This is a genomic window from Enterobacter cloacae complex sp. 2021EL-01169 (genome assembly GCF_020733125.1).
Classification (GTDB): domain Bacteria; phylum Pseudomonadota; class Gammaproteobacteria; order Enterobacterales; family Enterobacteriaceae; genus Enterobacter; species Enterobacter roggenkampii.
The window spans coordinates 622239-636734 of record NZ_JAJFTC010000001.1 but is presented as its reverse complement, the minus strand read 5'-3'; the positions used below and the strand labels follow the sequence as shown (position 1 = coordinate 636734).

Below are 14496 nucleotides of genomic sequence, written 5' to 3'. Positions count from 1 at the left end.
TATAGCCCCTGGGTTTTTAAACTGAAGCCGTTCTTAACCTGTAAGAGACGGATATGAAAAACAGAAAAGTTAACCATGCCCTGCTGGCGGGCCTTGTCTTCAGCACCCTGATCTCCCCTGCGGCAGTGGCGGCCTGTAAAGGCACCGACCTCAGCGCCTGCCCTGCCCCCTTCGACACCACGCTGCCTGACACCCATAAGATGCTCACCTGGAGTCAGGCCGATCGCGTGGTGGGCTTTCGCAATGACTACCGCAACTACACCGGGGATGTTTTCCACCACGGTAACGCTGTGCCGCTGGAAATGTCGGACAAGCCGCTCACGGACGCACACTATCAGGTCAACGGCAGGCGCTTCGGCCTTAAGGACTACCTCCAGCGGCAGAACGTCAGCGGTATGCTGGTGCTGAAGGACGGCAAAATCGCCTGGAAGTATCTTGGAGAGGGCAATACCGACTCGACGCTCTGGACCTCGCGATCGGTTGGGAAATCGGTGGTATCGGCGCTGGTGGGCGTGGCCCTCAAAGAGGGAAAAATTCACTCGCTCGACGATCGGGTCACGCGGTATGAACCCGACCTGAAAGGCACCGCGTGGGACGGCGTGACGCTTAAGCAGCTTATCACCCATACCTCCGGCGTGGCCTGGAACGAGGATTACACCAACCCTAAATCCGACTTTGCGCAGCTCACCGAGTGCGAGGCGAAGCCGGGTACCTATGACTGCGTTCGCAAGCTGGTGAAGGGGTTACGCAGGGCGCACCCGGCCGGAGAGAACTGGTCTTACTCTTCGGGCGGCGCCTGGCTGCTTGGTGACGTGCTGGAGCGGGCCACCGGCATGACGCTCGCAGCCTATCTGGAGAAAAGCATCTGGCAGCCTTACGGCATGGCGAGCGACGGCGTGTGGCATGCCTACAGCAAAGGCCAGCACGACGTCGGCGCGCACGGCTTTAACGCCACGCTGGAGGACTGGGGACGCTTCGGGCAATTTATCCTGAACAACGGTACGCTGCCGAACGGTAAGACCATCCTGCCGGAAAACTGGATCCGGCAGTCGTCAGGCTGGACGAAGGCCAAAGGCTCGGTCTCAGACGCCCATCCCGAGGGGCTGTACGGCTATCAGTGGTGGAACAATGAAGTGCCCGCCAACGCCGCGGGCGTAGAGCCGACGGCACAGGATTCGCTGAAAGGTTCGCTCTGGGCGCTGGGCATTTTCGGACAGATGATCGTGGTGAACCCGAAGGAAAATCTGGTCATCGTCCAGTGGTCTACCTGGCCGCAGGCGGAACCGTCCTTCAGCGCCCAGCCGCTGGAAGCCTCTCTGATGTTTAGCGCGATTGCCAGGGCGCTGCGCTAAATGGCCTCCGCCGGGTAATGACGCGGTTACCCGGCTCATTCTGAAACGCGCCTCTGCGCCACATCACAAAATCGCAATATCAGAGACTTACATAATATTGGTGAATAAAAAGCCAACATTTTGTTAAGTTATTGTTGCTATTAGTTGTATTTATTCGTCGGATTATATTCATGCAAGAAATGCATAAGTCGATGCGGCATTTGCGCTTATCTAATTCCTCATCCTGATCCAGTTTTCAGAAACAGACGCGTAAAACGTCAACAATAAACTGGAGATAACCATGTTTTCCTCAACCTCACCTGCAACCGTACGGTCGAAGGCGGGCGCGATACTTCGCGTCACGTCCGGCAACTTTCTTGAGCAATTCGATTTCTTTCTGTTCGGCTTCTATGCCACCTACATCGCCCACACGTTCTTCCCGGCGAGCAGTGAATTTGCGTCGCTGATGATGACCTTCGCCGTCTTCGGCGCGGGCTTTTTGATGCGTCCAATCGGCGCCATTGTGCTGGGGGCTTATATTGACAAGGTTGGCCGCCGCAAAGGGCTAATAGTGACGCTTTCCATTATGGCGGCAGGCACCTTCCTGATCGTGCTGATCCCGTCTTATCAAAGTATTGGGCTTTGGGCGCCGCTGCTGGTGCTGACGGGCCGTCTGCTGCAGGGTTTTTCCGCCGGCGCGGAGCTTGGGGGCGTGTCGGTCTATCTCGCGGAAATCGCCACGCCGGGCCGCAAGGGCTTTTACACCAGCTGGCAGTCCGGTAGCCAGCAGGTCGCCATTATGGTCGCCGCCGCAATGGGCTTTGCGCTGAACGCGGTGCTGGAAGAGAGCGCCATTCGCGAATGGGGCTGGCGCATCCCGTTCCTGTTCGGCTGTTTAATCGTGCCGTTTATCTTTTTCCTGCGCCGCAAGCTGGAGGAGACGGAAGAGTTCAGCGCGCGCCGCCATCACCTGGAGATGCGTCAGGTCTTTAAAACGCTGCTCGCGAACTGGCAGGTAGTGGTCGCGGGCATGCTGATGGTGGCGATGACCACCACGGCCTTTTATCTGATCACCGTTTATGCGCCCACCTTTGGTAAAAAGGTGCTGATGCTGAGCGCGTCAGACAGCCTGCTGGTCACGCTGCTGGTGGCGATCTCTAACTTCGTCTGGCTGCCGGTGGGCGGTGCCCTGTCGGACCGTTTTGGCCGCAAGCCGGTGCTGATTGCCATGACCCTGCTGGCGCTGGCGACCAGCTACCCGGCCCTGACGCTGCTGGCGAACGCGCCCAGCTTCTCGATGATGCTGAGCGTGCTGCTGTGGCTCTCTTTCCTCTACGGCCTCTATAACGGCGCGATGATCCCGGCGCTGACGGAAATTATGCCTGCTGAAGTCCGCGTAGCAGGGTTCTCTCTGGCTTACAGCCTGGCAACGGCGGTGTTCGGTGGCTTTACCCCGGTGATGTCCACCGCGCTGATTGAATACACCGGTGACAAAGCCTCGCCGGGCTACTGGATGAGCTTCGCTGCGGTATGTGCCCTGCTGGCAACGCTCTACCTCTACCGCCGTCGCGCGATGTCGCTGCAAAATACCGTCAAGTCACAGGGGGCCGCATGAAACGCACGTCTCGCTATACCGCCAGCGCGCTGGTGCTGATGTTCCTGAGCGCGAGCGCCTGCGCGCAGGACGTGAAGGTCATGATTTCCGGCGGTTTCAAAGCCGCCCTGGAAAAGCTGGCGCCGGAGTATGAACGCCAGACCGGAGATAAAATTGTGGTCATCCCCGGCCCCTCAATGGGCAATACGCCGCAGGCGATCCCAAACCGACTGGCGCGCGGCGAGAAGGCCGACGTGGTGATTATGGTGGGCGATGCGCTGGAGAAGCTCGAAAAGGCCAGCCAGACCCGGCCGGGTTCGCGAACGGAACTCGCGGACTCTCCCGTTGGCATGGTGGTAAAAAAAGGAGCGGATATACCGGATATCAGCAGCGACGCGAAACTGCGTGAAACGCTGCTGCAGGCCAGCTCCATCGCCTACTCTGACAGCGCCAGCGGCAGGTACGTCAGCCAGGGGCTGTTCAAAAAGCTGGGCATTGAAAAGGAGGTCGCCGATAAAGCGACAATGGTCGAGCGCATTCCGGTCGCCTCAGAAGTGGCAAAAGGAAAATACGCCGTCGGTTTCCAGCAGGTTAGCGAGCTGTTGCCGGTTCAGGGCGTCACCTTTGTCGGGAAAATCCCTGACAATGTGCAATACATCACGCGCTTCGCGGGTGCGGTCACTCGTCACGCTGAACACCCTGACGAGGGGAAAGCGCTGTTGACCTATCTCGCCTCACCGCCCTCACGCGCCGTCATCGAGAAGACGGGGATGATCCCCGTTACGTCCGGCGATACTGCTCGGTGATCTGCTTTTCCAGTTCAGCCGCAATGTAAGACTGGATGCGCCCCCGGCGCCGGATAAGCCCAACGGTGCGTTTCACTTCCGGCGCCACCAGCGGCAGATGCGTCAACAGCGTGTGCTCTGAGGTCGGCATTGACATGGCGGGAACGGCAGCGATGCCAATCCCCGCCTCTACCATACCGAGCATCGTGGTGACGTGACGCGTTTCGCAGACGCTGGGGCGCCCGGGAACTATATCCCCCAGCATCCGATCGAGCAGGTTACGGTTACCTGACGTTTTATCGAGGGAGATATAATCCTGCTGGTAAAACGCCTGCCACGTCAGGTGACTCTTCTGCGCCACGGGGTGATCCTTTCGGCACGCCGCGACGTAGACATCCTCCACCAGCGGCAAAAATTCGATTTCAGACGGCAGGTTTCCTGCGAAGCAGATGCCGAAATCCGCCTGGCTGCGGGCCACGGCGTCAATCACATTCCCCGCGCTGCTGTCGATGAGCTTGATGCGAACGCGCGGATAGCGAGACTGAAAACGCCGGATCACGTCAGGCATAAAGTAACAGGCCGCGGAAGGTACCGCGGCAACCGCGATCAGCCCCGTCCGCTCTTCGCTGGCCTTATCGACATCCGCGAGCATTGACTCCACGCTGTCGAGCAGCTGCGCGGAGCGCTCGGCAAAGTTTTGCCCGTAGAGCGTCAGCGCCACGCGGCGGGTGGTGCGATCGAACAGCCTGTTTCCCAGCGCGGCTTCCAGCTTTTCAATCCTGCGGCTCAGCGCCGACTGGGATAAGCAGATAGATTCAGCGGCGACACGGAAGTTACCGTATTCCACTAACGCTCTGAAAGCATAAAGATCGTTAAGGTCAAAATTCACGGGCATGGCGTCTGGATGTCCTGTCAGGGAATACGCAACAAAGTCAAAAATAATAGCGTCTTATTGACCTGCCGCAACCGGCCAGGCGTTGAAATACCGATCAGAGGTCGTTGAGATGCAGGCGGACGTACCCGGCGCGGTCTGCAATGGCCTGCCGATCCTCTTCCGTCATGTCCGCTAGCTGTTTAAAGACAATGCCCAGGCGGGGATTGTTACCGAGACGCGCCTGATTGCGCGCAAAGAAGTCCCAGTAAAGGGCATTGAAGGGGCAGGCCTGCTCTCCGGTACGCTGGTTGTGCTGATACCGGCACCCCTGACAGTAATTACTCATCTTATGAATATATGACGCGCTTGAGACGTAGGGTTTACTGGCCAGCAACCCGCCATCGCCAAACTGGCTCATGCCGAGGGTATTGGGCAGTTCCACCCACTCAAAGGCGTCAATATAGACGCCCAGATACCATTCATGAACCGCCTGCGGCGACAGGCCGCTGAGCAGGCTAAAGTTTCCAATGACCATCAGGCGCTGGATATGGTGGGCGTAAGCCTCGGTGAGCGACTGCCCAACGGCATGCGCCAGGCAGCGCATCTGCGTCTTGCCCGTCCAGAACCAGTCCGGCAGCGGGGCGTGCTGGTCTAAGGCATTCAGTTCCCGATAGCCGGGCATCTGCGACCAGTAGATCCCGCGCACATACTCCCGCCAGCCGAGAATTTGCCGGATAAACCCTTCGACGGCAGGCAGCGGCGCGTGGCCCAAACGCCACGCCTGCTGGGCGGCGGCAACCACTTCCCGCGGATTAAGCATCTTTGTATTCAGCGCAAACGAAATTAACGAATGGAAAAGAAAAGGTTCCTCCGTGTGCATCGCGTCCTGCCAGTTTCCAAACTGCGGGAGCACGTGCGTGATAAATTCATCCAGCCTGGCTTTGGCTTCCGCACGGTTGAGCGGCCAGCGAAAATTGTCGGCCTGCGGTTCGCCGAAGGTCTTTACGCCGCAGCGTTGGATCTCCGCCCATAAGTCGGAACGATCGTGGCAAGGACGCGCGTCCCCCGGCGCGGGAGGCTCGCCGGACCAGCGCTTGCGGTTTTCAGCATCGAAATTCCATTTCCCCCCTTCCGGCTCGCCTGCTGACGTCAACAGTACGCCATGCTGACGACGCATCTCCCGGTAAAAGTATTCCATTCGCCAGCTTTTGCGCGACGCAAAAAACGCGCTGACCTGTTCCCGTGCGGTGAAAAAATGCTCGCTGCTGACGCAGGCCGTTTCAACGGAGATCGTCTTCGCCCACGCCTGCAGCTGCGCATCAAGACGCCATTCGTCGGGCTCCTGCCATATCACTCTGCCCGCGCCGTAATGCGCGACAAGCGCGTTGAGATTGTCTTCCAGCGCGCCGCGGTTTGAGTCATCAGAGAGCCGGACATACCTCACCCGATGCCCCTTCTCCTTTAACGCAGAGGAAAACGCGCGCATGGCGGCGAAGATAGCGATAACTTTCTGGGCGTGATGAAGCACATAGGCGGTTTCTGCCCGGAGTTCCAGCATCACGTAAATGATGTTCGGACTGCAGGTATCAAACCAGCTGTGATGCGGATTAAGCTGATCGCCCAGGATCAGACGTAGCTCGGTCAACGGTGGCTCCTGCGACAGCGCTCAGAACAGTATTTAACCTCATTCCAGCATTTCGCCCATTTCTTGCGCCACGTCATGGGCCGCTGGCAGTGCACACACAGTCGACTGGGCAGGTCCTGCTTGTTACCTTTGAAATCGCTCATCTTTTCAATACCGTACTGATTTATTCACCCCACCTGCGGATAAAGGCTACGACAGACTTCACAAAATGAAGGTGATGCCCGCAAACCGCTACCCACCGCTACGTACGAAATGATAGTTTATTCAGGCTGGATTTGTCGCAGCAGGCGATATTCTGGCATCTTAACCGAATCTGACTTTCCCATTTTTGTTCAAGTGACGAGTTTGCGAGCAAAGCGATGATAAAGTGGCCCTGGAAAACGAATGAGGCTGGCCGGGATGTGGCGCTGCCATGGGATGACGCGCTGACGATCCCTGTTCTGGCTAATCTAAACCCGGATGAACAATCGAAACTGGTTCAGCTGGCGGATCGTTTTTTACAGCAAAAGCGCCTGGTGCCGCTGCAGGGGTTTGAACTCGATCCTCTGAAAAACGCCCGCATCGCGCTGCTTTTCTGTCTGCCGGTGCTTGAACTCGGCATTGAGTGGCTGGACGGTTTCCACGAAGTGCTTATCTATCCCGCGCCGTTCGTGGTGGATGACGAATGGCAGGACGATATTGGGCTGGTGCATAACCAACGCGTGGTGCAGTCCGGACAAAGCTGGCAGCAAGGGCCGATAATCCTCAACTGGCTCGATATTCAGGACTCGTTCGACGCCTCCGGTTTTAATCTGATTATCCATGAAGTGGCGCACAAGCTGGATACCCGCAACGGCGATCGCGCCAGCGGCGTCCCGCGGATCCCGCTTCGCGAGGTCGCGGGCTGGGAGCACGACCTGCACGCAGCGATGGATAACATCCAGGATGAAATAGACCTGGTGGGCGAAAGCGCGGCCAGCATTGACGCCTATGCGGCAACCGACCCGGCTGAGTGCTTTGCGGTGCTCTCCGAGTACTTCTTCAGCGCGCCCGAGCTCTTCGCGCCCCGTTTCCCGGCCCTCTGGCAACGTTTCTGCCAGTTTTATCAGCAGGATCCGCTACAGCGCCTGCGGCAGAATGAGGCGTCCGGCGGGCATTCGTCCCGCCAGTTTCATTAAGCTTTTTCAGCAGGGGTACGCTCGGTTGACCATACCCCTATGCTCAGGGCTAAAAACAGCAATGCCATTCCCCACGCGGCCACCGTTAAAGACTGCTCCCCGTAAAAGCGCGTCACGACCGGCACCATCAGCGCGCTGACGCCGTAGCCTAACGTGTGGCTGGTGGCGATGACGCCCGCCCCTTTCCCCGTGGTTAGCCGATCGTTCAGCAGCAGCTGGTAGCCCGGCGTGGCCATCGCCGCCCCGAGTGACGTGATAACAATCCCCACGTAGAACAGCGCTAAACCGGCGACAGACATCAGCCCAAGCCCGGCCACCATCAGCACCGCCGCGATGCAAAGCAATGTCACCGGGCTGAAATGCTGCGGGCGGACCACCAGAAACTGTGCCGCGAGCGTGGCCAGCGCGGCCACGCTCAGCAGAAGCGCGACATGATGGCTGATCTCCCGGGCGTTACCGTCCAGCAACGGGCTAAGATGCGGTGACAGGCCAATCTGCATCAGGCTCACCAGCGCCGCCAGCAGCAGCGCCAGCAGCAGGAACGGCAGCATGGAGGCCTGCAGGCGGGTTGCCTGATGGGCTACCGGCGGCAGCGGCGGATCGGCGACTTCGCGAAGCACCAGCAGCAGAGCGATAAGCGGCGCAACCGCCATCAGCCAGAGCGGCGCCACCGGATTAACGCTGAGCATCAGCGCCGCCAGCGGCGGGCCGAGCAAACGCCCGCAGCTGAGGCCGGAGCTTATCGTCGCCAGCGCCGCCATTCTTTTCTCCAGCCCCGCACGCTGAATCGCCCACGTCTGGGCCGCAGGCACCAGCCCCGAGACCGTCAGCCCGTAGAGCAGGCGCGAGAAAATAAGCCCCGCCAGCCCCCAGACCGCATCCAGCCTTCCGGCCGCCATCCCCCAGACCACCAGGGACATCACGACGAAACTCGCCAGATAGCCGCTTAGCGAGGCTAGCATGACGGACTTACACCCCTTTCGCTCGCTCTGACGCCCCCACCAGGGCGAGGCCGGTAAAAAGAGCATGGATCCAAATATCAACAGCCCGGCCCAGACAGAGAGAGACAGCCCGGTCAGGGTGACCAGCTGCGGGAGCATCACCAGCAAGCCGTTTTGCCCGATGCCGAGTAACCCCGCAGATAGCGCCAGGGGCCAGTTAGCTTTTGAAGTGACGTTTTCCGTCAAGGTTTCAGAGTCAGCGCGCATAAGAATGTGAACATAGTGTCAATAAATGTGTGGAAATTATGAAGTTTATGAAAACAAATATTGCAAAAATGGTTGCGAGTGTAAACAGAATGAATATCATAACGAGAATTATTATCAATCATGGAATGAGGTACATCTATGCGTGCTCTGCTCCGCGCCGCCGGTACAGACGTTGCAGCCCAGTGCTTTTTAAACGCCCTGTTGCGTGAAACGAAGGACTGGCGCTATCTCCCCGCTACCGATGCGGATGCGCTATCTGAGATCCATATCCCGCTTTCCCAAACCCAGGCGCTTCGGGTGCCGGTACGCTATTTCTCACCCACCCAGCATCATCAGTACCGTTTCCCGGCAACGCGGATTCAGAGCAACAGCGACAGGGGTGACGCCGTCACTTTCCCTCAACTGGTTGATTTAATTCTTGAAAAACCGTCCGTAAAAGGCTCGCTGGATGCCGATACGCTGGCGCGTTTTAAGCAGCGCGTTCTCGAAAGCCATGCCCACACCTGGCAGGCGATTGATTTACGCCACAGTTGGGCAACCCTGCGCGATAAGCCGCTGACGTTTGCCGAAGCGGAACAGGCGCTGCTGGTCGGCCATGCGTTTCACCCGGCACCGAAGTCTCACGAGCCGTTCAACGAAGCCGAGGCGCGCCGCTATTTGCCCGATTTCGCCTCCCGCTTCCCGCTGCGCTGGTTTGCCGTTGAGAGCACGCTCGTTGCCGGCGACAGCCTGAACGTCTCCCTGCGTGAGCGTCTGCTGCGCTTTGCGGCCCAGAGCGCGCCCGAGCTGCTCGGCCACTTTACCGACACCCGCTGGCTGCTGCCGATGCACCCGTGGCAGGCCGACTATCTGCTGGAGCAGGACTGGTGCCAGCGTCTGGTGGAAAACGGTTCGTTGCAGGACCTGGGTGAAGCGGGCGCACAGTGGCTGCCCACCAGCTCCTCCCGCTCGCTGTACAGCGAGACCAACAGCGACATGATTAAGTTCTCCCTCAGCGTGCGCCTGACCAACTCCGTGCGCACGCTGTCGGTGAAAGAGGTGAAGCGCGGCATGCGCCTGGCGCGTCTGGCAAAAACGGAACGCTGGCAGGAACTACAGGCACGCTACCCGACCATGCGCGTGATGCAGGAAGACGGCTGGGCGGGGCTGAGTGACGAAAGCGGCACTATTCAGGAAGAGAGCCTGATGGCCCTGCGCGTCAATCTGCTGTTCGATACGCCAGACACCCAGACCAACGTGCTGGTGAGCCTGACGCAGGCCGCGCCGGACGGCGGTGAAAGCCTGCTCGCCGCGGCGGTGCGCCGTCTGAGCCAGCGTCTGGATCTCCCGCTCGCCCAGGCCGCCCGCTGCTGGCTGGACGCCTACTGCGACCGCGTGTTACTTCCGCTGTTCAGCGCCGAGGCGGACTACGGTCTGGTCCTGCTGGCGCACCAGCAAAATATCCTCGTTGAGATGCAGCAGGATTTCCCGGTCGGGCTGATCTACCGCGACTGCCAGGGCAGCGCGTGGACCGAAAGCGCCGACGCGTGGCTGAAAGAGGCGGGCGAAAATGAGGTGGAAAACCGCTTCGGCGAGAGCCAGCTGCTGCGCTACTTCCCTTACTACCTGCTGCTGAACTCTACCCTTGCCGTCACCGCCGCCCTCTCCGCCGCCGGTTTCGACAGCGAAGAGAGCCTGATGTCCCGGGTGCGCGACGCGCTGGCAGAACTGCGCCGCACGGCGAAGCAGACCCGCTGCCTCGACTACGTGCTCGACAGCCCGACCTGGAACTGCAAAGGCAACTTCTTCTGCTACCTGCACGATCGCAATGAAAACACCATCGCCGATCCGGCGGTGATCTATTTCGACTTTAGCAACCCGTTCTACAAGGAGAAGGCGTGATGGCTATCGCGAATATCGTCCATTCCGGCTACGGCTTTCACTGCACCGCAACGGATCGCGCCCTGCCGCTGGCGTTGGGTCTCGACGGCAGCGCGGTGCTGGAGCGTCTGAAGGGGATCCCGGACGGCTGGCTGGTGGAAGCCCTGGATCAGCTGTTTGTGGCCGCCCCCGCGCTGACCGGCATTACGTTGCCGTGGGCGGACTGGCAGGATGAACCCCAGGCGCAGGCGCTGTTTGGCCTGGCCCATGGTGATTATCTGGCGCGCGACGCCTTCTGGCAATTGCCGCTGTGGCTGAAGGGCGAACGCTCGCAGGCGAGCGGCGGAATGCAGTTTGACGAGAGCCGTCAACTGTACTTCCCGCTGCGCCCTCGCCGCCCGCAGGGTGAGGTGTATCGCCGTTACGATCCGCAAATTAAGCGTACCCTCAGCTTCCGCGTGGCCGACGTGGCGCTGGACGGCGAGCGTTTTACCCGCTGGATGAATAACCCGCGCGTGAACGCCTTCTGGGAGATGGCGGGCCCGCAGGCCGAGCAGGAAAACTACCTGCGCCGTCAGCTCGACTCGACCTACTGCTACCCGGTTATTGGCTGCTTCGACGATCAACCGTTTGGCTATTTTGAACTCTACTGGGCACCGGAAGACCGCATTGGCCGCCACTACCGCTGGCAGCCGTTTGACCGCGGGCTACACATGCTGGTGGGGGAAGAGAACTGGCGCGGCGCGCAGTACATCCGCAGCTGGCTGCGCGGTCTGAGCCACTATCTGTATCTCGACGAACCGCGCACCACGCGCATCGTGGCCGAGCCGCGCTTCGACAACCAGCGCCTGTTCCGTCACCTTTCCTCTGCCGGTTTTGACACGGTGAAAGAGTTCGAATTCCCGCATAAACGCTCGCGCCTCATTATGAGCCAGCGTCACCGCTTCTTCAGCGAGGTGGGCCTGTGAACGCGCTCTGGGAAAAAGTGAACCGCGAGATGGTGGCGAAGATCCTCGCCGAGCTGGAATACGAGCGCACCCTGCGCGCCGAGCCGGTTTCGTCGGACGGCTGGCGCATCGCCATGGGCAACGCGTCCTGGCAGTTTTGCGCCACGCGCGGGATCTGGGGCTGGCTGCATATCGACCCGGACAGCCTGACCACCGCCAGCGGCGATGCCGTCGAAGCGGAAAGCGCGCTGCTGCAACTGGCGACGGTGCTGGAGATGAGCAACGCGCAAACGGCAGAGCACATGGAGGACCTCTACGCCACGCTGCGCGGCGACATGCAGCTGCTGCAGGCGCGTGACGCGCTGGATGCGGACGCGCTGATCCACCTCGATCCGGACGAATTACAGTGCCTGATGCGCGGTCACCCGAAGTTTATTTTCAACAAAGGTCGCCGCGGCTGGGGGCTGGACGCGCTGCGCCAGTACGCACCGGAGTACCGCGGACGTTTTCGTCTGCACTGGGTTGCCGTTCAGCGAGAGCATCTGGTCTGGAGCAGCGACGCCGATTGCGATATCAGCGCCCTGCTGGCGAGCGCCATGGACAACGCCGAGCGCGCCCGCTTTGACGCCCGCTGGCAGGCGCTGGGCCTCGACGAGAGCTGGCTGCCGGTGCCGCTGCACCCGTGGCAGTGGCAGCAGAAGATTGCCATTCATTTCCTGCCGCAGCTGGCACGCGGTGAGATGGTTGAGCTGGGCGAGTTTGGCGATGAGTACCTGGCGCAGCAGTCCCTGCGCACGCTCACCAACGCCAGCCGTCGCGCGCCGTTTGACATCAAGCTTCCGCTGACGATCTACAACACCTCCTGCTATCGTGGTATTCCGGGCAAATACATTGCCGCCGGGCCGCTGGCCTCGCGCTGGCTGCAGCAGCAGTTTGCCACCGACGCTACGCTTGCCCGCTCTGGCGCGCAGGTGCTTGGCGAACCCGCCGCCGGATATCTGTCGCATCCGGGCTATGCGGCGCTGCCGAAAGCGCCGTATCGCTATCAGGAGATGCTGGGGGTGATCTGGCGCGAGAACCCGTCCTGCTATCTGCAGGAGGGCGAACAGGCGGTGCTGCTGGCGGCGCTAATGGAAACCGACAACGCCGGACGCCCGCTGATTGACGCGTGGATCAACCGTTCCGGGCTAAGCGCCGACGCGTGGCTGGAAAAGCTGTTTGAGGCAACGGTGATCCCGTTCTATCACCTGCTCTGCCGCTACGGCGTGGCGCTGATCGCCCACGGCCAGAACGTGACGCTGGTGATGAAAAATTACGTTCCACAGCGCATCCTGCTGAAGGATTTCCAGGGCGATATGCGCCTGGTGGATGAAGATTTCCCGCAGGCGGAAAGCCTGCCGAAACAGGTTAAGGCCGTCACGGCGCGCCTGAGCGCGGATTACATCATCCACGATCTGCAAACCGGCAACTTCGTGACGGTGCTGCGTTTTATCTCGCGCCTCACGCTGCAAAGCGGCGTCAGCGAAACGCGTTTCTATCAGATCCTCGCCGGCGTTCTGCACCGCTATATGGCCGCGCACCCCGAGCTTGCCGAGCGCTTCGCGACGTTCGACCTGTTTAAGCCGCAAATTATTCGCGTGATCCTCAACCCGGTCAAACTGACCTTCTCCGAACACGACGGCGGCAGCCGCATGCTGCCGAACTACGTCACCGACCTTGATAACCCTCTTTTTCTGGCCTCCCGGGAGTCCGCGCAATGAAAACCTATGATTTCATCGGCATTGGTATCGGCCCGTTTAACCTTAGCATCGCCGCCCTCGCAGAAGGGCTGGACGGCTTTAGCTCGCTGTTTCTTGAGCGCAAACCGCACTTTTCCTGGCACCCGGGGATGATGGTGCCTGACTGCCACATGCAAACCAGCTTCCTGAAGGATCTGGTCAGCGCCGTGGAGCCGACCAACCGCCACAGCTTCCTGAACTACCTGGTGCAGCGTAAAAAATTCTACCGCTTCCTGACCACCGAGCAGCGCACCGTTTCACGGGAGGAGTTTGCCGACTACCTGTGCTGGGCGGCGGACAACCTCACCAACCTCGCCTTCAGCCAGCAGGTACAACAGGTGAGCTTTGATGAGAAAAGCGGCCTGTTTGAGGTAGTGACCCAGCGCGATCGCTTCCTGGCGCGCCACGTCTGCGTGGGGATCGGTAAGCAGATCAACCTGCCGGACTGCGTCACGACGCAGGACGATAGCTGCTTCCATGCCAGCGAGATGATGCTGCGCACGCCGGATCTCGCGGGCAAGCGCGTTACCATCGTCGGCGGCGGCCAGAGCGGTGCCGACCTGTTCCTGAATATTTTCCGTGGCGAATGGGGCCAGCCGCTGAGCCTGAACTGGGTCTCGCGCCGCAACAACTACAACGCGCTGGATGAAGCCGCCTTTGCTAACGAGTATTTCACGCCGGAGTACGTGGACAGCTTCTCCACGCTCGGTGAAGAGGCGCGTCGTCAGATGCTGCACGAGCAGAAGATGACCTCCGACGGGATCACCACCGAGTCCCTGCTGGCGATTTACCGCGCCATGTACCACCGCTTTGAAGTGCTGCGTGAAAAACCCTGGGCGCACCTGATGCCGTCCCGCTCGGTGACGGCCCTGACGCGCCTGGAAAACGGACAGCGTCTGAGCATACAGCATCACCTCGACGGCGGCCGTGAGCAGCTGGAGAGTGACGTTGTGATCTTCGCCACCGGCTATCGCGCCGTGCAGCCAGCGTTCCTCGCGCCGCTGTCTCACCGCCTGCATCTGGATACGGACGAAGCCTTCTGCATCAACAACGATTTCACCCTCGAATGGGACGGCCCGCAGAGTAACCGCCTGTTTGCCGTAAATGCCGGGATGCACCGTCTCGGCATTGCCGAACCCCAACTCAGCCTGATGGCCTGGCGCGCGGCGCGAATTCTGAATCGCGCGCACGCCGACGAGCCGTTTGAGCTGGCTACCACCCCTGGCGTTATCCACTGGCGAAGCACCACCAGCCCGGAAAACAGTCAGGTTTTTAAATCATTAGCAAAAACCACCGAGTACTGACACACACAATCAG

At 60.1% G+C, this 14496-nt stretch carries 12 protein-coding genes; 8 read left to right on the top strand and 4 right to left on the bottom strand.

The window, feature by feature from the left end:
* Positions 1-53: 53 nt before the first annotated feature.
* From LLF79_RS02910 to LLF79_RS02900, 3 genes are all read left to right on the top strand, one after another.
* Positions 54-1352 (top strand): serine hydrolase, encoded by a 1299-nt coding sequence (locus LLF79_RS02910; protein WP_227879077.1) that lies wholly within the window; start codon positions 54-56, stop codon positions 1350-1352.
* Between the two features lie 280 nt (positions 1353-1632).
* Complete coding sequence (locus tag LLF79_RS02905) at positions 1633-2946, top strand: MFS transporter (protein WP_023293862.1); 1314 nt, start codon at positions 1633-1635, stop codon at positions 2944-2946.
* Complete coding sequence (locus tag LLF79_RS02900; protein ID WP_023344462.1) at positions 2943-3731, top strand: substrate-binding domain-containing protein; 789 nt, start codon at positions 2943-2945, stop codon at positions 3729-3731. The genes LLF79_RS02905 and LLF79_RS02900 overlap by 4 nt, the downstream gene beginning before the upstream one ends.
* Here the strand turns inward: LLF79_RS02900 and LLF79_RS02895 are convergent.
* The 3 genes from LLF79_RS02895 to LLF79_RS02885 all read right to left on the bottom strand — a co-directional run bounded on the left by LLF79_RS02895 (position 3706) and on the right by LLF79_RS02885 (position 6372).
* A complete protein-coding gene (locus tag LLF79_RS02895; protein WP_023293860.1) occupies positions 3706-4605 on the bottom strand; it encodes a LysR family transcriptional regulator in 900 nt (299 codons plus the stop codon). The genes LLF79_RS02900 and LLF79_RS02895 overlap by 26 nt on opposite strands.
* A gap of 94 nt (positions 4606-4699) precedes the next feature.
* Positions 4700-6229 carry a cryptochrome/photolyase family protein gene (locus LLF79_RS02890; RefSeq protein WP_227879076.1) on the bottom strand — a complete coding sequence of 510 codons (1530 nt, stop codon included), beginning with the start codon at positions 6227-6229 and terminating at the stop codon, positions 4700-4702.
* Complete coding sequence (locus LLF79_RS02885; RefSeq protein WP_071530926.1) at positions 6226-6372, bottom strand: DUF2256 domain-containing protein; 147 nt, start codon at positions 6370-6372, stop codon at positions 6226-6228. Before LLF79_RS02885 ends, LLF79_RS02890 begins: the two co-directional genes overlap by 4 nt.
* A 216-nt stretch (positions 6373-6588) precedes the next feature.
* On the opposite strand from LLF79_RS02885, the gene mtfA reads away from it, so the two are divergent.
* Complete coding sequence (gene mtfA / locus LLF79_RS02880) at positions 6589-7386, top strand: DgsA anti-repressor MtfA (RefSeq protein ID WP_008499488.1); 798 nt, start codon at positions 6589-6591, stop codon at positions 7384-7386.
* Here the strand turns inward: mtfA and LLF79_RS02875 are convergent.
* Positions 7383-8594, bottom strand: a complete 1212-nt coding sequence (locus LLF79_RS02875) for an MFS transporter (protein ID WP_181367982.1) — start codon at positions 8592-8594, stop codon at positions 7383-7385. The genes mtfA and LLF79_RS02875 overlap by 4 nt on opposite strands.
* A gap of 138 nt (positions 8595-8732) precedes the next feature.
* On the opposite strand from LLF79_RS02875, the gene LLF79_RS02870 reads away from it, so the two are divergent.
* The 4 genes from LLF79_RS02870 to LLF79_RS02855 are packed head-to-tail and all read left to right on the top strand — an operon-like array spanning position 8733 to position 14483.
* Entirely contained in the window at positions 8733-10475 is a 1743-nt protein-coding gene (locus LLF79_RS02870) for an IucA/IucC family siderophore biosynthesis protein (protein WP_227879075.1), read from the top strand.
* Positions 10475-11422: a GNAT family N-acetyltransferase gene (locus LLF79_RS02865; protein WP_227879074.1), complete on the top strand. Its 948-nt coding sequence runs from the start codon at positions 10475-10477 to the stop codon at positions 11420-11422. The genes LLF79_RS02870 and LLF79_RS02865 overlap by 1 nt, the downstream gene beginning before the upstream one ends.
* A complete protein-coding gene (iucC, locus tag LLF79_RS02860; RefSeq protein ID WP_309240672.1) occupies positions 11419-13161 on the top strand; it encodes an aerobactin synthase IucC in 1743 nt (580 codons plus the stop codon). Before LLF79_RS02865 ends, iucC begins: the two co-directional genes overlap by 4 nt.
* Positions 13158-14483 carry a lysine N(6)-hydroxylase/L-ornithine N(5)-oxygenase family protein gene (locus LLF79_RS02855; RefSeq protein ID WP_181367985.1) on the top strand — a complete coding sequence of 442 codons (1326 nt, stop codon included), beginning with the start codon at positions 13158-13160 and terminating at the stop codon, positions 14481-14483. Before iucC ends, LLF79_RS02855 begins: the two co-directional genes overlap by 4 nt.
* Positions 14484-14496 lie beyond the last annotated feature (13 nt).